The organism is Streptomyces sp. R818 (genome assembly GCF_056172735.1).
Genome location: NZ_JAOCNE010000002.1, coordinates 95,166 through 116,871, shown reverse-complemented (window position 1 = coordinate 116,871; position 21,706 = coordinate 95,166). Strand labels below are relative to the sequence as shown.

Genomic DNA, 21,706 nt, shown 5'->3' with positions numbered 1-21,706 from the left:
AAATGAGTTCCACTGTGCGCGACCTTCTGGCCAGTCTGCACGCGGCGACGAGCGACGAGGAGCGCCGGTCGTGGGCCGCCGCGTCCGCGCGGGCGCTCGGCCTCGGCGGCATCGCCGTCACGCTCGGGCAGGAACTGGTGTGGTTCAGCGATGCGACCAGCGCGCGCATCGAGGACCTTCAGTTCATCCTCGGGCAGGGCCCCAGCCGGCTCTTCCGGGAGGACGAGACGGGGGTGCGCGAGCTGCCCGATCTGGGGCGGCTGCTCACCCGGCAGTGGCCGCAGTTCGCCGCCGAGGCCGAGGAGCTGGGCATCGCGGCACTGTTCGTCTGGCCGGTCCGCATCGGCGCCGTCCAGGTCGGCACGATGACGGGTCACCGGCGCACCCCGGGGCCGCTCACGGCGCTGCAGTCCACGCACGGCCGGCTGGTCGCCGACGCGCTGGCGCAGCAGATCCTCAACCGGTGGCCGGAGAGCGGTGACACCGGCGCCGCCCCCGGTCTGGCGGGGACGGTGGGCCTGCACCGGGCCGAGGTGCACCAGGCCACCGGGGTGCTCAGCGAGAAGATGGGCGTCACGCTGGCCGAGGCCCTGGACCGGTTGCGCGCCCAGGCCTACGCCTCGGGCGAGTCGTTGTCGGAGACCGCCCACCGCATCATCCGGCGGGAGCTGCCGCATGATCCGAACTGATCCGTCAGGCCGCGCCGGGCACGCTCCGCGCGGCTGCCGAGGAGTACACCCATGAGCAGGGAACAGCACATCGCCCGAGCCTTCGTGGAGCTGGCCGACACCTTGGTGGAGGAGTTCGACGTCATCGACTTCCTGCACCAGATGACCGTCCGCTGCCAGGAGCTCCTGGACGTCACCGACGCCGCCGTCTTCCTCGCCCACCCGGGACCGCATCTGCACAGCCCGGCGCCGTGCGATCCCAGCCCCGCCCTGCAGCGGGTCCTGGACGTCGCGTGTGTCGAGGGCCCGGCCGTGGAGGCGCACCGCACGGCCCAGGTGGTCACCGCGCGGGACCGGGCCGACGCGGCCACGCGCTGGCCCGAGTTCCTCCGCCACCGCGAGGCCGTCGGCTACACGCTCGCCACCGCCGTGCCGATGCGGCTGCGCCAGGACAATCTCGGCAGTCTCCTGCTGCTGCGCACCAAAGACCGGCCGATGAGCGCCGACGACCTCGCCCTCGCGCAGGCCCTTGCCGACGCCGCCACGATCGGGCTGCTTCAGGCCCGTGTCATCCACGAGCAGCACACGGTCAACGAGCAGCTGCACACGGCCCTGCAGACCCGCATCGTCATCGAGCAGGCCAAGGGCGTCCTCGCGGTCCGCGGCGGCATCACCCTCAACCAGGCCTTCGACGCGCTGCGGCGGCACGCCCGGCACCACCGCATCCTGCTGAACGAGGTGGCCCGGGAGGTCATCGAGAACGGGCTGCTGCCCGCCACCGTCACATCGGAGTGAGCCAGACCGCCGCCAGCGGCGGAAGGCGCAGGGTGAGCGACACCGGGAAACCGCCCGACGGCTCGGGTTCCTGGTCCACCGGCTCCGCGTTGCGCACATCGCTGCCGCCGTACCGTGTCGCGTCGGTGTTGAGGATCTCCCGCCACTGCCCCGCGGCGGGCGGCACGCCCAGGCGGTAGCCCTCGCGGACCACCGGGGAGAAGTTCACCACCGCCAGCAGCGGAGTGCCGTCGGCGGCGCGGCGGACGAACGCGAAGACATTGTCCTCGGCGGCGTCGGCCGCACTCCACTGGAACCCCTCGGGGCTCGCGTCCTGTTCCCACAGCGCGGGATGGGAGACGTACAGCCGGTTGAGGTCGCCCACGAGCCGCTGGACCCCGCGGTGGTCGCCGGCCGCCGGGTTGGCCTCGTCGAGGACCCACCACTGCGGCCCCTCGTCCTCCACCCACTCGGCGCCCTGCGCGAACTCCTGCCCCATGAACAGCAGCTGTTTGCCGGGGTGGGCCCACATGTGGGCGAGGTAGGCGCGGTGGTTGGCGCGCCGCTGCCACCAGTCGCCGGGCATCTTCGAGACCAGGGCCTGCTTGCCGTGCACGACCTCGTCGTGGGAGATCGGGAGCACGTAGTTCTCGCTGTAGGCGTACACCATCGAGAAGGTCATCTCGTTGTGGTGGTACTTGCGGTGCACGGGTTCGTGCGCGATGTACTCGAGCGAGTCGTGCATCCAGCCCATGTTCCATTTGAGGCCGAAGCCGAGGCCGCCGAAGCCGTCGGGGCCGATGTCGTGGGTGGCCCTGGTGACACCGTTCCAGGCGGTGGACTCCTCGGCGATGGTGACGACGCCCGGCACGCGCCGGTAGAGCGTGGCGTTCATCTCCTGGAGGAAGGCGACCGCGTCGAGGTTCTCCCGGCCGCCGAACTCGTTCGGGGCCCACTGTCCCTCCTCGCGCGAGTAGTCGAGGTAGAGCATGGAGGCGACGGCGTCGACGCGCAGGCCGTCGATGTGGAACTCCTCGCACCAGTACAGCGCGTTCGCCACCAGGAAGTTGCGGACCTCCTTGCGCCCGTAGTCGAAGACGAGCGTGCCCCAGTCGGGGTGGGCCGAGCGGCGCGGGTCCTCGTGCTCGTACAGATGGCGGCCGTCGAACTCGGCGAGGGCCCACTCGTCGCGCGGGAAGTGCGCGGGGACCCAGTCGAGGATGACGCCGATGCCGGCCTGGTGCAGGGTGTCGACGAGGTACTTGAAGTCGTCGGGGCCGCCGAGGCGGGCGGTGGGCGCGTAGAAGCCGGTGACCTGGTAGCCCCAGGAGCCGCCGAAGGGGTGCTCGGCGACCGGCATCAGTTCGACATGGGTGAAGCCGAGCGCCGACACGTACTCGGTGAGTTCGTGGGCGAGGCGGCGGTAGGTCGCCCCGGGCCGCCAGGAGCCGAGGTGCACCTCGTAGACGGACATGGGGGCGGCGTGCACCGGGCGGTCGCCGCGGTGGCGCAGCCACGTGTCGTCACCCCACTCGTAGGCGCTGTCGCACACGATGGACGCCGTCGCCGGGGGGACCTCCGTGCGCCGCGCCATCGGGTCGGCCCGCTCCAGGCGCTGCCCGTCGGGCCCGGTCAGCTCGTACTTGTACGTGGCGCCGGGGCCGATCCCGGGGACGAACAGCTCCCACACGCCGGAGGAGCCGAGGGAGCGCATGGGCAGCGCCGTGCCGTCCCAGTGGTTGAAGTCGCCGCGGACCCGGACGCCGCGCGCGTTCGGCGCCCAGACGGTGAAGCGGGTGCCGGGCACGCCGTCGCGTTCGAGCACGTGCGAGCCGAGCGCCGTCCACAGCTGCTCGTGGCGGCCCTCGGAGATGAGGTGCAGGTCGAGTTCGCCGAGGGTGGGCGGGAAGGCGTAGGGGTCGGCCGTCTCGACGGCGCCGTCGGGGTAGGTCACGCGCAGCCGGTAGGGGGCATGGCCCTGGCCGGGGATGCGGCCCGCGAACAGGCCGTCGCCCTCGTCGCGCAGGTCCCACACACGTGTGCCGACGACGACGGACACGTGGGTCGCGTGCGGGCGCAGGCAGCGCACGGCGAGCCCGCCGCGCACGGGGTGGGCGCCGAGGACGGAGTGCGGGTCGTGGTGGGCGCCGGACAGGAGCCGGGCCCGTACGTCGTCGTCCAGGGGGGCGAGCGGGGCGACGTCGGACACGCGGTCCACCGGTTCGACGAGCGGCTCCGACGTGACCAGCGGCTCGGCCGGCTCCAGCGCTACGGGGTCGGCGACGGACATGTCAGGCCTCCTGGGCGGGCAGTTGGTCGGACCTGTGCGGGGCGCCTGTGCCCGCGGTGCCGCCCGCGCACAGGCGGGCCACCGCGCTCATCGGCACCGTGAGCAGTTCGGGGCGGTACACCGACTCGTAGACCACCTCGTAGACGGCGCGGGCCGCCTCGTGCGCGCGGAGCGCGGCGGGGACGGCGCGCGGGTCGAAGCCGCCGGACTCGCCGTATCCGGCGCAGAAGGCGTCCCGGCAGCGGTCGGCCCAGCGCGGGTGGAACTCCCCGCCGGAGCGGGCCGCGTAGTCGAAGGAGCGGAGCATCCCGGCGACGTCCGCGATCGGCGAGCGGTCGGCGCGGCGCTCGGGGACGGGCTTGGCCGGCTCGCCCTCGAAGTCGACGATGTGCCAGCGGCCGTGGGCGTGCATGACCTGGCCGAGGTGCAGGTCGCCGTGGGTGCGCTGGAGCGGGGCGTCGCCGCCCTCGGTGACGGCCGCGGCGTAGACGTCCTGGAGGTCGGGCACGAACGGGCGCAGCTCGGGGACGCTCGCGGCCGCGCGGAGCAGCCGGTGCGTCATCGCGTCGGCGAGCCGCGCCGACTGGTCCGCGGCGCGCTTGGCGGTCGGGAACGCCTTGGCGAGGGCGACGTGCAACTCCCCTGTCGTACGGCCGAGTTCGCGCGCCTCCTCGGTGAAGCCCGTGCGGCGGCGGCTGGATTCCAGGGCCAGTGTCCAGCCGTCCGTCGACTCGGTGAGGAACGGCTGCACCATGCCGAGCGTCGACCAGAACGGGGCCTCCGTCTGGAACCAGCCGATCGGCGCGGGGACCTGGGTGAAGCCGTGCCGGGCCAGGGCTCCGGTCACCTCCAGGTCGGGGTTGATGCCGGGCTGGATGTGGCGGAACAGCTTCAGGATGAGTTCGTCGCCGTAGACGATCGAGGTGTTGGACTGCTCCACATCCAGGACGCGCGGGGTCAGTCCGCACGGCACCGAGGTGCGTGGCAGCGACTCGAAGCGCAGGTGGCCCGCGGAACCGCCCCTGCGCAGCCGTTCGAGGAGCACGATCGCGGCGCGGTGGTCGTGGACGGCGTCGTAGACCATCAGCCGCTCGCCGGGCCGCGCCTCGACCTCACCGATCATGTGGGGGCTCATGCGTGGCGGCACGTGCGTGGCCACGCCGAGGAGGACCTGATAGTGCGCGCCGTCCGAGGAGCCACGCTGATCGACGCGGACCAGGAGGTGGTAGCAGTCCGTCGTCAGCGCCGTCGCCGCGGCCACGGAGACACCGGTGACGTCCCGGCCCTGGCCGGTGAACCAGCGCTGGCGGGGAAGCCAGCGCGCCAGGAGCGCCGCGAGGGAGGAGGCGGGCACCTGGGCGGGACCGACGGCCGTATCGGACAGCAGAGGCGAAGTCATGGATTCAGGTCCAATCGTGGTGTGCCATGCGGGGCGTCATGCTGGTGCCCCGCAGCCGGAACCAGTAGAAGCCGTGTCCCGCCAGGGTCAGGAGATAGGGCAGTTCTCCGATCGCGGGGAAGCGGACGTTGCCGATCAGTTCGACCGGGTGGCGTCCCTCGTACGCCCGGAGGTCGAGCTCGGTGGGCTGCGCGAAGCGGGAGAAGTTGTGCACGCACAGCACCAGGTCGTCCCCGTACTCGCGGAGGAAGGCGAGCACGGCCGGGTTGGAGGAGGACAGTTCGGTGTAGGACCCCATGCCGAACGCCGGGTTCTGCTTGCGGATCTCGATCATGCGGCGGGTCCAGTGCAGGAGCGAGGAGGGTGACGCCATCTGGGCCTCGACGTTGGTGACCTGGTAGCCGTAGACCGGGTCCATGATCGTCGGGAGGGAGAGGCGGCCGGGGTCGCTGGAGGAGAAGCCCGCGTTGCGGTCGGGGGTCCACTGCATGGGTGTGCGTACGGAGTCGCGGTCGCCGAGCCAGATGTTGTCGCCCATGCCGATCTCGTCGCCGTAGTAGAGGATCGGCGAGCCCGGGAGCGACATGAGGAGCGCGGTGAACAGCTCGATCTGGTTGCGGTCGTTGTCGAGCAGCGGGGCGAGGCGGCGGCGGATACCGATGTTGGCGCGCATCCGCGGCTCTTTCGCGTACTCCGCGTACATGTAGTCGCGCTCTTCGTCGGTGACCATCTCCAGGGTCAGCTCGTCGTGGTTGCGCAGGAAGATGCCCCACTGGCAGCCGGACGGGATGGCCGGGGTCTTCGCCAGGATCTCGGAGATCGGTTCGGCCGTCTCGCGGCGGACCGCCATGAAGATGCGCGGCATCACCGGGAAGTGGAACGCCATGTGGCACTCGTCGCCGCCCGACGCGAAGTCCCCGAAGTAGTCGACGACGTCCTCGGGCCACTGGTTCGCCTCCGCCAGGAGCACCACATCGGGGTAGTTGGCGTCGATCTCCTTGCGGACCCGTTTGAGGAACTCGTGGGAGGCGGGCAGGTTCTCGCAGTCGGTGCCGTCCTCCGCGTAGAGGTAGGGGACGGCGTCCAGGCGGAAGCCGTCGATGCCCAGGTCCAGCCAGAAGCGCAGCGCGGCGATCATCTCCTCCTGGACGGCCGGGTTCTCGAAGTTGAGGTCCGGCTGGTGGGAGAAGAAGCGGTGCCAGAAGTACTGCTTGCGCACCGGGTCGAAGGTCCAGTTGGAGACCTCGGTGTCGACGAAGATGATCCGCGCGTCCTCGTACTTCTTGTCGTCGTCGGACCAGACGTAGTAGTCGCCGTACGGCCCGTCCGGGTCGGTGCGCGACTGCTGGAACCACTCGTGCTGGTCGCTCGTGTGGTTCATGACGAAGTCGACGATGACGCGCATGCCCCGCTGGTGCGCCGCGTCCACGAACTCCACGAAGTCCGCGAGGTCGCCGAACTCGGGCAGCGTGACGATGTAGTTCGCCACGTCGTAGCCGCCGTCCCGCAGCGGGCTCGTGTAGAACGGCGGAAGCCACAGACAGTCCACGCCCAGCCACTGCAGATAGTCCAGCTTGGACGTGATGCCCTTCAGGTCGCCGACGCCGTCGCCGTTGCTGTCGCAGAAGGAGCGGACGAGCACCTCGTAGAAGACGGCGCGCTTGAACCACTCGGGGTCGGGTGACTTCGTGGGCATGTACGAGGCCTGCGCAGCCTGCGCCATGTCGTCCGTGGTCATTCGGGTCTGCCTCCGAGGACGCGGAATGAGGAGAGTGAGGGGCGGTGTCCGCCGGCGCGGGGTCAGCCGACGGTGAAGACGTGGGCCGGCGACTCCCCCGGCACGAGGCGCACGTAGTTGCTCGCACCCCACGTGTAGGTGGCGCCGGTGAGTTCGTCGCGCACGGGGAACGCGGTGTCGGCGCCGGTGCCAAGGTGCGCGAGGTCGAGCCGGACCGTCGTCTCCTGAGCGTGGTGCGGGTCGAGGTTGACCACCACCAGGACCGTGTTGGGGCCGCTGCGTTTGGAGTACACGATCACGGCCTCGTTGTCGGCGTGATGGAAGTGCACATTGCGCAGCCCGCGCAGCGCCGGATTGCGGCGCCGGATGGCGTTGAGCGTGGTGATCAGCGGGGCGATGGTGCGCCCCTCGCGCTCGGCCGCCGCCCAGTCCCGCGGGCGCAGCTCGTACTTCTCGGAGTGCAGGTACTCCTCGCTGCCGGGGCGCAGCGGGGTGTTCTCGCACAGCTCGTAACCGCTGTAGACCCCCCAGGCGGGTGAGAGGGTCGCGGCGAGGACGGCGCGGAGTTCGAAGGCGGGCCGGCCGCCGTGCTGGAGGAACTCGTGCAGGATGTCCGGCGTGTTGACGAAGAAGTTGGGCCGCATGGCGGCGGCCGGCTCACCCGCGAGGTCCTGTACGTACTGAGTCAGCTCGGCCTTGGTGTTGCGCCAGGTGAAGTACGTGTACGACTGCTGGAAGCCCGCCTCGGCAAGGGACCGCATCATCGCCGGACGGGTGAACGCCTCGGCCAGGAAGATGACGTCGGGGTCGGTGCGGCCGATCTCCGTGATCACCCGCTCCCAGAACGCGACCGGCTTCGTGTGTGGGTTGTCGACCCGGAAGATGCGGACGCCGTGCGCCATCCAGTGGCGGAGGACCCGCACCGTCTCCGCGACCAGGCCCGGCAGGTCGCGGTCGAAGGCGATCGGATAGATGTCCTGGTACTTCTTCGGCGGGTTCTCCGCGTACGCGATGGTGCCGTCCGGGCGGTGGTGGAACCACTCCGGGTGCTTCTCCACCCACGGGTGGTCGGGTGAGCACTGCAGCGCGAAGTCGAGCGCGACCTCCAGGCCCTCCCCGCGGGCCCGTGCCACGAACGCGTCGAAGTCGTCCAGGGTGCCGAGGTCGGGGTGGATCGCGTCGTGCCCGCCCTCCGCGGAGCCGACCGCCCAGGGCACGCCGACATCGTGCGGGCCCGGCGTCAGACTGTTGTCGGGCCCCTTGCGGTGCGTCGTGCCGATGGGGTGGACCGGCGGCAGGTAGACGACGTCGAAACCCATCGCCGCGATGGCGGGCAGACGGCGCGCGGCCGTGGCGAAGGTGCCGCTGACCGGCGCGGAACCCGGCTCGACGACGGCGCCCTCCGAGCGCGGGAAGAACTCGTACCAGGCGCCGTACAGGGCGCGTTCCCGCTCCACGAGCAGGGGCAGCGACGGGCTCTCGGTGAGCCGGTGGAGCAGCGGGTGGGCCGCGAGGACCGCGCACACCTCGGGCGCCGTGGCCGCCGCGAGCCGCTCCGCGTCGTCCCGCGCGGCGTCCGCCAGGACCCGGATGGCCTCGAACAACGTACGCCTGTCCGCCTCGTCGGTGACCCGGCCGAGGGCGCGCTCCAGGTGCTCGGCGCCCTCTTCGAGGGTGATGTCGCTGTCCACGCCGGCCGGCACCTTCAGGGCGGCGTCGCGCTGCCAGGCGGCGACGGGGTCGACGTACGCCTGCACGCAGTAACTCCACCCGCCGGTGGAGGTCGGCGTGACGGAGGCGCTCCACCGGTCCTCGCCCGGGACCAGTTCGCGCATCGGGACGCAGTCGACGGTGCGTCCTTCCGGGTCACGCAGGACGGCGTGGGCCCGTACGACGGCGGACCCCTCGGCGAACACCAGGGCCGTGACCGGGAACGCCTCACCGACGACGGCCTTCGCCATGCCGCGGCCGCCGTGGACCCGGGGACGCACGTCCTCGATCTGCACGGGAACCAGCTGTGCCCTACTCGTCATCGCTCTCACCTCCAGTGCTCTGCTCGGCGGTCGGGCTCATGGGGCCGGCCTCGTCGGCCGCCGCCCGTCCCCGCCCGTGGGACGGACGGCGCGCACATGGCGCTCGGCCGTGGACGCCGCCTCGCGGCCGCATCGCTCGCCGGTCGCGGCGCACAGCGCCGCGACGGCCAGCTCGAACCGCGCGCGGACCCTCGCGTCTGTGGGAGCCGCCAGGAAACGCCGCTCCCACCACCGGTATCGCTTCAGCTGTCCCTCGATCTCCACGCCGACCTGTGATGCATCCATGGCATCCGTCGACCTCCTGGAATCCGCGGGGTCATGACCCCACGGGTTGCCGAACATGCACGGAGTGAGAGCGGACCGTCACACAGGGCCGCTCGTCACCATGGTGCGGGGTGATCGGCGATCCGTCCTGTTGAGCGGAGCGTCACGGGCCGGTCACGCTCGTGTTGCACCAATGGAGTATGCGGTCAAGGCTGGTCATTGACTCTCGAGCGAGCAGAGCTCACGCGATGTGCGCACGAGAAGCCGTCGCGTCCAGGCGTGAGTCACGCGGTGAGGAGCACGAACCATGAACCGGACAGAGCCCCGCTACTACCACGTCGAGGTGGAGTCCTCGCCGGAGCGCGTCACACAGATGCAGCGCGTCGTCGCGGCCCACCTCCGCTACTGGGGGCTGCAGAAGCTGGTCACGTCGGCGACCCGCGGGGTCGGCCTGCTGCTGCACGCGGCCGCCGAGGGCCCGGTCGAGCGCGTGGCGATCGAGACCTGGTGGACCGGCCAGCACCTGATCACCGCGGTGTCGCACCACGACGCCTCCGAGGCCGAGCGCCCCGACGACGAGCGGTCGCACCTGCTGGAAATAGCGACATTGAGCGACGGCTGGGGCAGCTGCACCACGAACAGCCGGCGCATCATCTGGTTCTCCCTGCGCAAGTCCGACCACGACCGCGAGCCGCTCGCAGGCAAGGAGCCCGCGCCGTGGTCCAGCGAGGCGCTGACCCTGCCGCAGACCCCGATGGCACCCGGGAGCGCCGTGCGCGAGATCATCCGTGCCGTCGAGAGCGCGCCCGCCCTGGAGAGCGCCCCCGCCGGAACCGCCTCGTGACGGGCCGCCCGACGGACACCGGGGACGAGGGCGTCAGGGCCGGGCGCCCCTACCCGCTCGGCGCCACGTTCGACGGCCGGGGCACGAACTTCGCGCTGTTCAGCGCGGTCGCCGACCAGGTCGATCTGATCCTGCTCGACCCGGACGGCGGCGAACGAGCGGTGACGCTGCCGGAGATCGACGGCTGCGTGTGGCACGGCTACCTGCCGGACGTGGGCCCGGGTCAGCGGTACGGCTACCGCGTCCACGGCCCCTGGGAGCCCAGCTCGGGACACCGCTGCGACTCCTCGGCGTTCCTCCTGGACCCCTACGCCCTCGCGGTCCACGAGGAGCCGAAGCGCCGGGGCGAGTCGGGGCACGGACTGTGCGGGGTCGTCGTCGACCGCTCCTTCGACTGGGGCGCGGACAAGCCGCCGTCGTACTCGTACACCGACTCGGTCATCTACGAGGCACACGTACGGGGGCTCTCGCGCACCCATCCGGGTGTGCCCGAGGAGCTGCGCGGCACCTACGCGGGGCTCGCGCACCCGGCCGTCGTCGAGCATTTGAAGTCCCTCGGCGTGACCGCGGTCGAGCTGATGCCGGTGCACCAGTTCCTCCAGGACGGGTTCCTGCTCGACCAGGGCCTGTCCAACTACTGGGGCTACAACACGATCGGTTTCTTCGCGCCGCATCACAGTTACGCCGCCCGGGGCACGCTCGGCGAACAGGTCACCGAGTTCAAGCAGATGGTGAAGGACCTGCACGCCGCCGGGCTCGAGGTCATCCTCGACGTGGTCTACAACCACACGGCCGAGGGCAACGAGAACGGGCCGACGCTCTCCTTCCGGGGCATCGACAACGCCTCGTACTACCGCCTCTCGGACGAGGACTTCAGCCGCTACTACGACACCACGGGCACCGGCAACAGCCTCCTGGTGCGCCACCCGCACGTCCTCCAGCTCATCATGGACTCGCTGCGGTACTGGGTGACCGAGTGCCATGTCGACGGCTTCCGCTTCGACCTGGCCGCGACCCTGGCCCGCCAGTTCCACGAGGTGGACCGGCTCTCCGCGTTCTTCGACGTCATCCAGCAGGACCCGGTCATCAGCCGGGTCAAGCTGATCGCCGAGCCGTGGGACCTCGGCGACGGCGGCTACCAGGTCGGCAACTTCCCGCCGCTGTGGTCCGAGTGGAACGGCAAGTACCGCGACTGCGTACGGGACTTCTGGCGCACCACCGACCACTCCCTGCCGGAGTTCGCCTCCCGCCTCACCGGCTCCGCCGACCTGTACGAGCACGAGGGGCGACGGCCGCGCGCGAGCGTCAACTTCATCACCGCGCACGACGGTTTCACCCTGCGGGACCTGGTCTCGTACAACGACAAGCACAACGAGGCCAACGGCGAGGACAACCAGGACGGCGAGAGTCACAACCGGTCCTGGAACTGCGGCGCCGAGGGCCCGACGAAGGACCCGGCGGTACGGGAGCTGCGCGCACGCCAGCAGCGCAACTTCCTGACCACGCTCATGCTGTCGCAGGGCATCCCGATGCTGAGCCACGGCGACGAGCTGGGCCGTACGCAGAACGGCAACAACAACGCGTACTGCCAGGACAACGAGGTGAGCTGGATCGACTGGGACCTGGGCGAGGAGCAGCGAGAACTGCTCGGCTTCACCCGGGAGCTGATCGCCCTGCGCCTGGCCCATCCGGTCCTGCGCCGCCGTCACTTCTTCGAGGGTGTCCCGCAGGAGGACGGGCAGCTGCCGGACCTGGTGTGGCTGCGGCCGGACGCGGCCGAGATGACCGCGAAGGACTGGGGCCGCCCCGACGCGCACGCGATCGGTGTGTTTCTCAACGGCGACGAGGTCTCGGCGCCCGCCTCCCGCAACCGTACGGCCAGGGACGACTCCTTCCTGCTGTTGTTCAACTGCTTCTGGGAGCCGACGGAGTTCGTGCTGCCCGAGGCCTGCTTCGGGACGCGCTGGACCACGCTCATCGACACCGCCGAACCCAACGGCACCGTGGACGAGCGGGAGCACAAGGCGGGGACCTCGCTGCTCGTGACGGAGCGGAGCCTGGTCGTACTGTCCCGCCCGCCGGGCGAGACCGAGGGCAGGCGGAGACGCCGGTAGCCCACACCTGTTCACACGTATGCCGTCACCGGGGCGCCCGCCCGGGTGACGGCATCGTTTTTGCAACGATGCATTGACGGGACGGCACCTGAGGAACAAAGATCGACGGGCACGTATGACAACGTTGTCGCACGAGAGGATCGCGATGCGAGCGTGGAAACGCCTGTCCACCGCCTTCTTGGTCATCGCCACCATGGCCACGGCCACCGCCACCACGACCGGCGCGGCGTACGCCCACGAGCGGGGGCCGCGGTTCGCCGAGGACCCCACCACCCTGGTCGACACGTCGATCGGCAACAACGGTGACGGCACCACGTTCCCGGGCGCCACGACCCCGTTCGGCATGGTGCAGCTGAGCCCCGACACCCAGCTGAACAAGTACGCGTCCTACGACTACGCGCAGGACACCATCCTCGGCTTCAGCCACACGCACCTGTCGGGCGTCGGCTGCCAGACGATGGGCAACATCCGGTTCATGCCGACCACGGGCGCGGTCACCTCGTCCGACCCGGCCCAGTACGCCGCGAAGTTCAGCCACGACAACGAGCGCCGCTCGCCCGGCTACTACGGCGTCACGTTCGACAACGGCATCGAGGCCGAGCTGAGCGCCACGCAGCGCACCGGCCAGCACCGCTACACGTTCCCCGGCGGATCGGGCGCCCAGAACGTGCTCATCGAGGCCGGCGAGAGCAACGGCAGCACGTACGCCGGTGACATCGAGGTGGTCGGGAACGACACCGTCGAGGGCTGGGTCCAGGGCGGCAACTTCTGCGGGGAGACCGGCAAGGAGCGCTACCGGGTCTACTTCAGCGCCAAGTTCGACCGCAAGTTCAAGACGTTCGGCACGTGGACCGACTCCACGCTCACCCCGGACCGGCGCGAGGCGTCGCGCGGCGCCAAGCGCGCCGGCGCCTGGCTGTCGTTCGACCCCGCCAAGGGCGACCGGGTCGGCTCCTCGGTCGGCCTGTCCTACACCTCGGTCGACGGCGCGCGGCTCAACCGCAAGGCGGAGCAGCCCCGTTCGTTCGACAAGGCGCGCACGAGCGCGCACGACACCTGGCGTGACGAGCTGAACCGGATGCGCGTGGCGGGCGGCTCCACCGCCGACCAGCGCACGTACTACAGCGCGCTCTACCACTCGCTCCTGCACCCCTCGATAGGCTCCGACGTCGACAACCGCTACCGCGGCTTCGACGACAAGGTGCACAAGGCGGACGCGCCGTACTACCAGATGTTCTCCCTCTGGGACACCTACCGCTCGCAGAACCAACTGGTGGCGCTGCTCGAACCGGACAAGGCCGCCGACATGGCCAAGTCGGTCCTGCGGATCCACGAGGACGGCGGCTGGCTGCCGCGCTGGGGACTCGGCGGTGGTGAGACCAACGTGATGAGCGGCGACCCCGTCACCCCATGGGTCGTCGACCTGTACAACCGGGGCCTGCTCGACAAGCGCACGTCGGCCAAGCTCTTCGACGCGCTCTGGAAGAACGCGAACGAGGTCCCCGCGGACCAGTCCCTCTTCCGCGGCCGTGACGGCAACCCGACCTACGTGAAGAACGGCTTCGTCGGCTACCAGAGCCTGCCGGGCTACAAGTTCGGCGACAGCCGCCAGGCGGGCTCGGCGACTCTTGAGTACGCCCTGGCCGACTGCTCCCTGTCCACGATGGCCGCGGGCCTCGGCCACAAGGACAAGGCCGCGACGCTCGCCTCGCGCTGCGACAACTTCACCAAGCTGTGGGACACCTCCGTCACCTCGCAGGGCTACACCGGGTTCCCGGTCACGAGGAACGCCGACGGCAGCGTCGCCGGTGACCCCGACCCGACGCAGTCCGGCGCCTTCCACGAGGGCACCGCGTGGCAGTACCAGTGGCTGGCGCAGCAGGACCCGAAGACCCTGTTCGGCCTGATGGGCGGTCAGAAGAGCGCGGAGCAGCGGCTCGACACGTTCTTCGACCTGCCGACCGTGCTCACCGACCCGGCGAAGGCCGCCTCGGAGTCCTGGGTGACGGGCGCCTACGACTACCACAACAACTTCGCCTTCAACCCGAACAACGAGCCCGACTTCCACGCGCCGTGGATGTACGCGTGGACCGGTTCGCCGTGGAAGACGTCGGCGGTGCTGCGCGCGCTGCGGACGCTGTACACCGACGACGCGTACGGCATGCCCGGCAATGACGACCTCGGCTCGACGTCGTCGCTGCTCGTCTTCGCCATGGCGGGCGTCTTCGAGGCGCAGCCCGGCTCGGCGCGCTACATCCTGTCGGCGCCCATGTTCGACAAGGTCGAGATCCGGCCCGCGCACGGCCGCCGCATCACCATCGCGGCGCCGGGCGCGGACGCCTCGAAGGCGCAGTACGTGTCCTCCGTGCGGACCGGCAAGGGTGCGCTGCACCGGAGCTGGCTCTCCCACAAGGACCTGCTCCGCTCCGGGACCATCACGGTCAAGCTCTCGGACAGGCCGACGAGCTGGGGTGCGGGCATGGCTCCGCCCGCGCTGGCCGCCGCCAAGCGCTGAGCGCGACGAGTGCGGCCCTCGCTCCCGGGGGGCCGCACTCGCTGCCGCGAAGGCGCACCCGTCCCCGTCGACGGCAGCCCGACCCCGGGCGAACGCGGGGAGCGCTTCCTGTCCGGGCCGGGCGATAGCATCCCTCCGAGGGCGCCGGGGAGCGCTCCCCGGTTCCCAGGCACGGCCCCGACGGAGGACGACCATGACCCACGGCGCAGACCGCGCGGCGGCCCCACGGCGGCGCGACGCGCGCCGCAACCGCGAGCTGCTGACCGAGGCGGCCCGCGAGGTCTTCCGCGAGCAGGGCCTGGAGGCGCCGCTCGACGTCATCGCGCGCCGGGCCGGGGTCGGCAACGCGACGCTGTACCGGCACTTCCCGACGCGCGTCGCCCTCGTCGACGCGGTCTTCCACGAGCCGCTGGCCGACACGATGACCGCGGGCGACGCGGCCCGGGAGGCCGATGACGCGTGGGCGGGCCTCACCGCCTACCTCGACGCCGTCTTCACCGTCCTCGCCTCCGACCGCGGCACCAACGATCTCATGACGACGCCGCTCCGGGGCATCGAGGCGCTGGAGGCCGTGCACGCGCACAACCGCCGCACCCTGGAACTCCTCCTGGAGCGCGGCCGGGAGCAGGGCTCCGTCCGCGCCGATGTCACCCCCGAGGACGTCCTCTTCGCGCTGGCCGCGCTGGGCCGCGCCGTCCCGGCCCTGACGAGCGCGACCACCGCCGACGCCTGGCGCCGCCCGCTCGCGCTGTTCCTCGACAGCCTGCGCGCCGCACCCGACGCCTCCGCCTCCCTCCCCTCCCCCGCGCTCACTCCCGCGCAACTGGGCGCAGTGCTCGGGGAGTTGGGTCCGCACCGGGCCCCGAGCACTCCCACCGCGTAGGCGATTTCCGGCCGCAGTCCACCCCGTACGGAATTCGGCGCGCCCGAAGCGTTGACGTGTCCCTGGCGAGTGCGTAGAAACTGCCCTTACAACGATGTAAGAACGCGCCGCACGACCCCGGTACGACTTCACGGATCCACCCGGCCGCGACCCGCGACACGAGGAGCTCCGATGCGCCATCGACCCCTGCCCCGCGTTTCAGACCGGCGCGCCACGCGCTCGGCATCCTGCTCTCCGCCCTGGCCCTGCTCCTGGGCGGCGCCACCGCTCTCGCCCCCGCCGCGCAGGCGGCGCCCGCCGCCTGGACCCCCAAACCGGCGCCGATGACCACGCCGTGGACCGATCAGGTGTCCCGGGACGCCCCGCTCCCGGAGTATCCGAGGCCCCAGCTGACCAGGCCCGACTGGGCCAACCTCAACGGCATCTGGGACTTCGCCGTCACCTCGGCGAGCGCCGGGCAGCCGGCCTCGTTCAGCGAGCAGATCCGGGTGCCGTTCGTCGCGGAGTCCGCGCTCTCCGGCATCCAGCGGAAGATCACCCAGAACGACAAGCTCTGGTACAAGCGCACCTTCACCGTGCCGTCGAACTGGAACGGCCGCCGCGTCCAGCTCAACTTCGGCGCCAGTGACTGGCGTACGACGGTGTGGGTCAACGGGCAGCAGGCGGGCGCCGTCCACAGCGGCGGTTACGACGCCTTCGGGTACGACATCACGCCGCTGCTCAACGGCGGCACGAACACGATCGTGGTCTCCGTCCTCGACCCCACCCAGACCGGCGGCCAGGCCGTCGGCAAGCAGCGCATCAACGACGTGACCCCGCATCCGGGCGGCGGCATTTTCTACACCGCCGCCTCCGGAATCTGGCAGACCGTGTGGCTGGAACCCACCGCCCCGGCGCACATCACCCGCCTCGACATGGTGCCGAACCTGTCCGACTCGACCCTGCGCGTCACCGTCCGCGGCGACGGGATCAGCGGGCAGAGCGCGCGGATCACCGTCAGCTCCGGAGGGACGACGGTGGGCACGGTCACGGGTGCGGTCGGCTCGCAGCTCTCGGTGCGCATCGCCAACCCGCGCCTGTGGTCCCCCGACGATCCGTTCCTGTACGACGTGCGGGCCGAACTCGTCTCGGGCTCCACGGTCGTCGACACCGTCGGCTCGTACGCGGGTATGCGGTCGATCTCGCGCGGCACCGTCGACGGCAGGCAACGCCTGCTGCTCAACGGCCAGTTCGTGTTCCAGACCGGCACCCTCGACCAGGGCTACTGGCCCGACGGCATCTACACCGCGCCCACCGACGACGCCCTCAAGTACGACCTGCAGAAGCACAAGGACCTCGGCTTCAACATGGTCCGCAAGCACATCAAGGTCGAGCCGCAGCGCTGGTTCTACTGGGCCGACCGGCTCGGACTCCTCGTCTGGCAGGACATGCCCGCGATGGACACCCGCACCCCGGACGCCGCCGCCCGCACCCAGTGGGAGGCCGAGTTCGACCAGATCATCGACGAGCACCGCAGCTCGCCGTCGCTGGTGATGTGGGTCGACGAGAACGAGGGCTGGGGACAGTACGACCAGGCCCGCATCGCCGACAAGGTGAAGGCGGCCGACCCCTCCCGCCTCGTCGACAACATGAGCGGCATCAACTGCTGCGGCGCCGTCGACGGCGGCAACGGTGACGTCATCGACCACCACAACTACGTGGGACCGGGGGTGACCCGTCCCTCGGCCACGCGGGCCGCCGTCCTCGGCGAGTTCGGCGGGCTCGGGCTCCGGGTGTCCGGGCACGAATGGTCGCCGGGCAACGGGTTCTCGTACGAGGACCAGGCCGACGCCGCGCATCTGAACAACCGGTTCATCGGCCTGATCGACGCGCTGCGCCTCCAGCAGATGCCGGCCGGTCTGTCGGCCTCCGTCTACACGGAGATCACGGACGTCGAGAACGAGATCAACGGCCTGCTCACGTACGACCGGCAGGTCACCAAGGTCGACCAGGCGCGGGTCAAGGCGGCGAACCAAGCGCTGATCAACGCCTCGAAGAGCCCGGCGGCGCCGGTCACGCTGCCCACCGGGTACAGGTCGCTGCGGGTCACCACGCCCGGCTACACCGACCGCTACCTCCGGCACAAGGACGCGCTCGCGTACACGGACGTCGTGAACAGCGGCAGCAGTGCGCTGCTGAAGAACGACGCGACCTGGCGCGTGGTGCCCGGGCTCGCGGACAGCGCCTGCTACTCCTTCGAGTCCCGCAACTACCCGGGCGAGTACCTGCGCCACCGCGACTTCCGGGTGCACCGGGAGGCCGGTGACGGCTCGGCGCTGTTCCGCGCGGACGCCACCTTCTGCGCCGTGCAGGGGCAGGGCGGGGTCCGGCTGATGGCCCAGAACTTCCCGGGCCAGTACCTGCGCCACTACAACGCCGAGATCTACCTCGCCGTGCCCGGTGGCGCGCGGGCCGCCGACAATCCGGCGTCGTTCACCGAGGACACGACGTGGGCGGTGGAGGCGCCCTGGGCACCCTGATGCCCTGACCTGTCGCGGTCCCGCCCTGTTACCCGGGCGGGGCCGCCTACCCGCGTGGCGCCGAAGGTGCCGCCAGGCCGTCGCTCAGCAGGCGGCTGTCGATCTCGTCCAGGGCCAGGCGCAGCGCGCCGAGGGCCACGCTCTCGTCGCCCAGGGTCGAGACGCGCAGCTCCGGCAGGCGCAGGCAGTGCTTGGTCAGTTCACGGCGGAGCGGTTCGAGGACCACGTCGGCGGAGCGGGAGAAGCCGCCGCCGTAGACGACGACCTGCGGGTCCAGGGCGAGGACGAGCGCGGCGACGCCCACGGCCAGGTCGCGGGTGTAGCGGCGGACGGCGGTCTTGGCGTCCTTGTCGCCCTCGCGGGCCGCCTGGAACACCCAGGCCGCCGCCTCGCCCGCCGTCGCGGGGACGCCGGGGCAGTTCTCCAGGTGGTCGGGGGCGGTGAGCCAGCGGACCGCCTTCAGCGCGCCGATCTCGCCCGCCGCGCCGCCGTGGCCGCGGCGCAGGGTGCCGTCGAGGATGAGTCCGGCGCCGGTGCGCAGCCCGGCGAGGAGGAAGACGATGTCGTCGGCGTCCTGCGCGACGCCCTTCCAGCGCTCGGCGACGGCGGCGAGCTTGCAGTCGTTCTCCACCTGGACCGGGCAGGTGAAGCGGGCCGCCAGGTGCGCGGCCGGGTCGGTGGTGTGCCAGCCGGGCAGCGGCGTGAACAGGGTGGTGCGGCCCGAGGCGTCGACCGGCCCCGTCACCCCGACCGTGACGGCCCAGATGTCGGACGGCGTCATGCCCGCGCCGCGCAGCACCTCGTCGATGACGGCGTCGACCACCGCGAGCCGTGCCTCGGGTCCCGCCTCCGGGTCGACGGGGCGGCGCCCGGCCCGGACGATCTCCCCCTCCAGGTCGCTGACCATGACGAGGATCTTGTGGACGCCGATGTCGATGCCGAGCGCGTGGCCCGCGCTCGCCCGGAACCGGAAGCGCCGCGCGGGCCGTCCGACCACGCTGCTCGCCCCCGGCTCCTCGACCTCGGCCCAGCCGTCGGTCACGAGCCCCTGCACCAGCACGTCCACGGCGGGCCGGGACAGACCGGCGCGCCCCGCCAGCTCGGTCACCGTGGACGGCGGGTTGCCGCGCAGCGCCCACACGATCGACAGCTGGTTCATCTCGCGCATCCGGGACATGTCTGTTCCGGTCGTCGCCATCCTGGTGCTCCCTGGAGGGGTTGCGGGCCCGCTACTGAATATTGCTGAAGAGTTTACTAATGCGGGGCGCGATGCTTGAGCCGAACGCGGGCGATGAGCCGTATTCAGGCGATCGGATAGCGCTGCTCCGTCTCCGGGCTGACCGCGGGCGTGAAGTCGACCTCCCTCCCGTCGAGCGCGAACCGGTAGCGGCCGAGCCTGCGGACCTCGGGCCGGTGCTCCAAGTAGGCGGTCATGGCCTGCAGTTCGTCGGGGCGCAGCCACCCCGGCGGGTCGGACACGGCCCGGAACCCGCAGATGTCGGCGAGGTCGCGCAGCCAGCTCTGCTGCTGCTCCGTCAGGAGGTTGAGGCGGCTGCGGAAGTAGACGACATCGGGGTCGACCTCCAGGAGCGGCGACTGCCACAGCCGGTGGAGCGTATTGACGACGGCGTTGCGGGCCAGGGCGTCCGACGGGTCCTGGGTCGCGTAGTGCTCCCACAGCGGCGCGACGTCGGGGCCGCTGCGGATGCCGTCGACGAGCCCGAGCGACGGCAGCAGGGGTGCGCCGCTGCCGAGCAGATAGGCGTCCGGGCCGGCCTCCTCGCGGATGATGCGCAGGCCGAGCCGGTAGGACTCCTCGCGGCCGAGGTCGGTGGCGCGTACGCCGGGTGCGGTGGCGGCGCCGATGAAGTCGAGCTTGAGGTAGGTGAACCCCCACTCCTGGACGACCCGGCGGATCGTCTCGCGCAGGTGGTCCTGGGCGGCGGGCAGGGTGAGGTCGAGGGTGAAGTAGCCGGTGCCCCAGTTGTGCCCGGCGATCACGGGGTCGCCGTGTGCGTCGCGGAGCAGCAGCTCGGGCCGCTCCCGCGCCGTACGGGATCCGGGCAGGGCGATGAACGGGGCGATCCACAGTCCGGGCCGCAGCCCGGCCTCCTTGATGCGATCGGCGAGCGCGCGCATTCCGGCGGGGAACTTGTCGTTGGCCTGCCAGTCCCCGACCGTCCGCTCCCAGCCGTCGTCGACCTGGACGACGTCGAAGGGCAGGCCGCGCAGGGCGGTGATGTCCTTGGTGAGCTGTTCCTCGGTGATGTTCTCGTAGTACGCGTACCAGCTGCACCACACGTCGCCCGCGCGCTTGCCGCTGCGGCCGAGGCGGTCGGCGAGGTGGCGGGTGTAGGCGGCGAAGACCTCGTCCTCGGCGCCGTACGCGAGGAACCAGGGTGCGCCCTCGCGCTCGTACCAGCCGGCGAGAGTGTCCTGGTCGGCGGTGAGGCGCGGGGTGTCGAGGCCGAGCGCGCCGAGGAGCAGCACCCGACCGTCCGGGCCCCGCAGGGCGGCGACGGCGGACGAGTGGTGGCGGGCGGGGTCGTCCCACACGGTGTCGTCGGCGGTGGTGCGGCGTTCGGCGCTCTCGATGCGCAGCGGCTCCTCGGACAGGCGGCGCCAGCCGCACGGGCTCCAGGAGTTGTGTCCGTGCCGGTAGAACAGCGCGTCGCCGAGGCCGTGCAGCAGCGCCACCCGGCCGGGCGGCAGCAGCAGTCCTCCGTCGACGGGCTCGGGCCGGGTGCCGCCCGCGAGCTCGACGGCGAACGCGCGCCCTCCGGCGTCTACGACCTGGGGCATGTATCTCCTTGTGGGTGTCTCCGCTGGATACGTGTGTCTGTACGTGTGCGGGGGTCGCTACTTGAAGAGGCCGTTGACCTTGTCGTTGGCCGACTTCAGGGCCGACGCGGGTGAGGTCTGGCCGAGGATCGCCGACTGGATGGCCTCCTGGACGATCGGGCCGATCTCGGTGCCGTGCTCGGTGACGGGCAGCTGGAACGTGGTGTCCTTGTCCGCCGCCGCGTCGGTGAAGACGTGCACGTCACGCCCGTTCGCCTGATGGGTGGCGAGCGCCTTCTCGGTGGCGGACCTCAGCGCGGGGAAGACGACGGCGTGTTCGGCGACGAGGTTCTGGCAGTCCGGCGAGGCGAGGAACTTGACCCATTTCCATGCCTGGTCCTTGCGCTCGGAGCCGGCCCAGATGGCGTCGGAGAGGCCGTTGATGGCGCTCTTGCGGCCGCTCGGTCCGGTCGGCAGCGGCGCGAACGCGAGCTTCTGCTTGATCTTGGGGTCGGTGAAGGTGGGGATGGTCCACGAGCCCGCGACCATGATGGCGCCCTTGCCCGCGGTGAGCAGTTCGGAGTTGGCGACGGTGGACTGCTTGTCGAAGCGGGGCGCGTACCCCTTGTCGATGAGGTACTTGAACCAGCCGATGGTCTCGGCGAGCTTCGGGTCGTCGTAGCGGTACTTCGTGCCCCACGGGTTCTTGTCGAGGTAGGTGAACCCGTTGGCGGCGGCGAGGTCGCCCCAGCCGTTCTGGCCCTGGGAGCCGTCGGCCCATTCGGGCAGGAAGCCGTAGGTCCGCACCTTGTTCTTGTCGAAGCCGGGGTCGAGGCCGTTGCGACCCCTGTCGTCGACGGTGGCCTTGGCTATCGCCTGTTCCA

The 21,706-nt window shown here is 71.1% G+C and carries 15 protein-coding genes; 7 read left to right on the top strand and 8 right to left on the bottom strand.

Features of this window, described 5'->3' with window-relative positions; all coding sequences use genetic code 11:
• The first annotated feature begins 2 nt into the window (after positions 1 to 2).
• Positions 3 to 689 carry an ANTAR domain-containing protein gene (locus N5I75_RS03255; RefSeq protein WP_476674060.1) on the top strand — a complete coding sequence of 229 codons (687 nt, stop codon included), beginning with the start codon at positions 3 to 5 and terminating at the stop codon, positions 687 to 689.
• Positions 690 to 740: 51 nt separating this feature from the next.
• Complete coding sequence (locus N5I75_RS03250) at positions 741 to 1,463, top strand: ANTAR domain-containing protein (protein ID WP_476674058.1); 723 nt, start codon at positions 741 to 743, stop codon at positions 1,461 to 1,463.
• On the opposite strand, the gene glgB is transcribed toward N5I75_RS03250, so the two are convergent.
• From glgB to N5I75_RS03225, 5 genes are all read right to left on the bottom strand, one after another.
• On the bottom strand, positions 1,450 to 3,732 hold the full coding sequence (gene glgB, locus N5I75_RS03245; protein WP_476674056.1) for a 1,4-alpha-glucan branching enzyme: 2,283 nt from the start codon (positions 3,730 to 3,732) through the stop codon (positions 1,450 to 1,452). The genes N5I75_RS03250 and glgB overlap by 14 nt on opposite strands.
• Position 3,733: 1 nt before the next feature.
• The gene (locus N5I75_RS03240; RefSeq protein WP_476674054.1) at positions 3,734 to 5,131 is read right to left on the bottom strand and encodes a maltokinase N-terminal cap-like domain-containing protein; all 1,398 of its coding nucleotides are present in this window, start codon (positions 5,129 to 5,131) and stop codon (positions 3,734 to 3,736) included.
• Between the two features lie 4 nt (positions 5,132 to 5,135).
• The gene (treS, locus tag N5I75_RS03235; protein ID WP_476674720.1) at positions 5,136 to 6,854 is read right to left on the bottom strand and encodes a maltose alpha-D-glucosyltransferase; all 1,719 of its coding nucleotides are present in this window, start codon (positions 6,852 to 6,854) and stop codon (positions 5,136 to 5,138) included.
• Between the two features lie 77 nt (positions 6,855 to 6,931).
• The gene (locus N5I75_RS03230) at positions 6,932 to 8,902 is read right to left on the bottom strand and encodes an alpha-1,4-glucan--maltose-1-phosphate maltosyltransferase (protein WP_476674052.1); all 1,971 of its coding nucleotides are present in this window, start codon (positions 8,900 to 8,902) and stop codon (positions 6,932 to 6,934) included.
• Between the two features lie 36 nt (positions 8,903 to 8,938).
• On the bottom strand, positions 8,939 to 9,187 hold the full coding sequence (locus N5I75_RS03225) for a DUF5133 domain-containing protein (protein ID WP_476674050.1): 249 nt from the start codon (positions 9,185 to 9,187) through the stop codon (positions 8,939 to 8,941).
• A 286-nt stretch (positions 9,188 to 9,473) separates the two neighbouring features.
• Here N5I75_RS03225 and N5I75_RS03220 point away from each other — a divergent pair, with 286 nt between their 5' ends.
• From N5I75_RS03220 to N5I75_RS03200, 5 genes are all read left to right on the top strand, one after another.
• Positions 9,474 to 10,010 carry a pep a2 gene (locus N5I75_RS03220; RefSeq protein ID WP_476674048.1) on the top strand — a complete coding sequence of 179 codons (537 nt, stop codon included), beginning with the start codon at positions 9,474 to 9,476 and terminating at the stop codon, positions 10,008 to 10,010.
• A complete protein-coding gene (gene glgX / locus N5I75_RS03215; protein WP_476674046.1) occupies positions 10,007 to 12,124 on the top strand; it encodes a glycogen debranching protein GlgX in 2,118 nt (705 codons plus the stop codon). The genes N5I75_RS03220 and glgX overlap by 4 nt, the downstream gene beginning before the upstream one ends.
• A gap of 145 nt (positions 12,125 to 12,269) precedes the next feature.
• Positions 12,270 to 14,639, top strand: coding sequence for a GH92 family glycosyl hydrolase (locus N5I75_RS03210; RefSeq protein WP_476674044.1), 2,370 nt, complete (start codon positions 12,270 to 12,272; stop codon positions 14,637 to 14,639).
• A 193-nt stretch (positions 14,640 to 14,832) separates the two neighbouring features.
• Positions 14,833 to 15,522 (top strand): TetR/AcrR family transcriptional regulator, encoded by a 690-nt coding sequence (locus N5I75_RS03205; RefSeq protein WP_476674042.1) that lies wholly within the window; start codon positions 14,833 to 14,835, stop codon positions 15,520 to 15,522.
• A 323-nt stretch (positions 15,523 to 15,845) separates the two neighbouring features.
• A complete protein-coding gene (locus tag N5I75_RS03200; RefSeq protein WP_476674040.1) occupies positions 15,846 to 18,041 on the top strand; it encodes an AbfB domain-containing protein in 2,196 nt (731 codons plus the stop codon).
• Positions 18,042 to 18,087: 46 nt separating this feature from the next.
• On the opposite strand, the gene N5I75_RS03195 is transcribed toward N5I75_RS03200, so the two are convergent.
• From N5I75_RS03195 to N5I75_RS03185, 3 genes are all read right to left on the bottom strand, one after another.
• Positions 18,088 to 19,239: an ROK family transcriptional regulator gene (locus N5I75_RS03195; protein WP_476674038.1), complete on the bottom strand. Its 1,152-nt coding sequence runs from the start codon at positions 19,237 to 19,239 to the stop codon at positions 18,088 to 18,090.
• A 104-nt stretch (positions 19,240 to 19,343) separates the two neighbouring features.
• Positions 19,344 to 20,843 carry a glycoside hydrolase family 36 protein gene (locus N5I75_RS03190; RefSeq protein WP_476674036.1) on the bottom strand — a complete coding sequence of 500 codons (1,500 nt, stop codon included), beginning with the start codon at positions 20,841 to 20,843 and terminating at the stop codon, positions 19,344 to 19,346.
• Positions 20,844 to 20,900: 57 nt separating this feature from the next.
• Positions 20,901 to 21,706 (bottom strand): extracellular solute-binding protein (locus N5I75_RS03185; protein WP_476674034.1); only part of this gene is annotated, 806 nt, incomplete at its 5' end.

Excerpts from the sequence above, each read along its gene's own strand:
- N5I75_RS03230 (WP_476674052.1), bottom strand. The coding sequence starts at position 8,902 with ATGACGAGTAGGGCACAGCTGGTTCCCGTGCAGATCGAGGACGTGCGT.
- treS (WP_476674720.1), bottom strand. The coding sequence starts at position 6,854 with ATGGCGCAGGCTGCGCAGGCCTCGTACATGCCCACGAAGTCACCCGAC.
- N5I75_RS03250 (WP_476674058.1), top strand. The coding sequence starts at position 741 with ATGAGCAGGGAACAGCACATCGCCCGAGCCTTCGTGGAGCTGGCCGAC.
- N5I75_RS03240 (WP_476674054.1), bottom strand. The coding sequence starts at position 5,131 with ATGACTTCGCCTCTGCTGTCCGATACGGCCGTCGGTCCCGCCCAGGTG.
- N5I75_RS03195 (WP_476674038.1), bottom strand. The coding sequence starts at position 19,239 with ATGGCGACGACCGGAACAGACATGTCCCGGATGCGCGAGATGAACCAG.
- N5I75_RS03255 (WP_476674060.1), top strand. The coding sequence starts at position 3 with ATGAGTTCCACTGTGCGCGACCTTCTGGCCAGTCTGCACGCGGCGACG.
- N5I75_RS03210 (WP_476674044.1), top strand. The coding sequence starts at position 12,270 with ATGCGAGCGTGGAAACGCCTGTCCACCGCCTTCTTGGTCATCGCCACC.
- N5I75_RS03190 (WP_476674036.1), bottom strand. The coding sequence starts at position 20,843 with ATGCCCCAGGTCGTAGACGCCGGAGGGCGCGCGTTCGCCGTCGAGCTC.
- N5I75_RS03200 (WP_476674040.1), top strand. The coding sequence starts at position 15,846 with ATGACCACGCCGTGGACCGATCAGGTGTCCCGGGACGCCCCGCTCCCG.
- N5I75_RS03205 (WP_476674042.1), top strand. The coding sequence starts at position 14,833 with ATGACCCACGGCGCAGACCGCGCGGCGGCCCCACGGCGGCGCGACGCG.
- N5I75_RS03225 (WP_476674050.1), bottom strand. The coding sequence starts at position 9,187 with ATGGATGCATCACAGGTCGGCGTGGAGATCGAGGGACAGCTGAAGCGA.
- glgB (WP_476674056.1), bottom strand. The coding sequence starts at position 3,732 with ATGTCCGTCGCCGACCCCGTAGCGCTGGAGCCGGCCGAGCCGCTGGTC.
- N5I75_RS03220 (WP_476674048.1), top strand. The coding sequence starts at position 9,474 with ATGAACCGGACAGAGCCCCGCTACTACCACGTCGAGGTGGAGTCCTCG.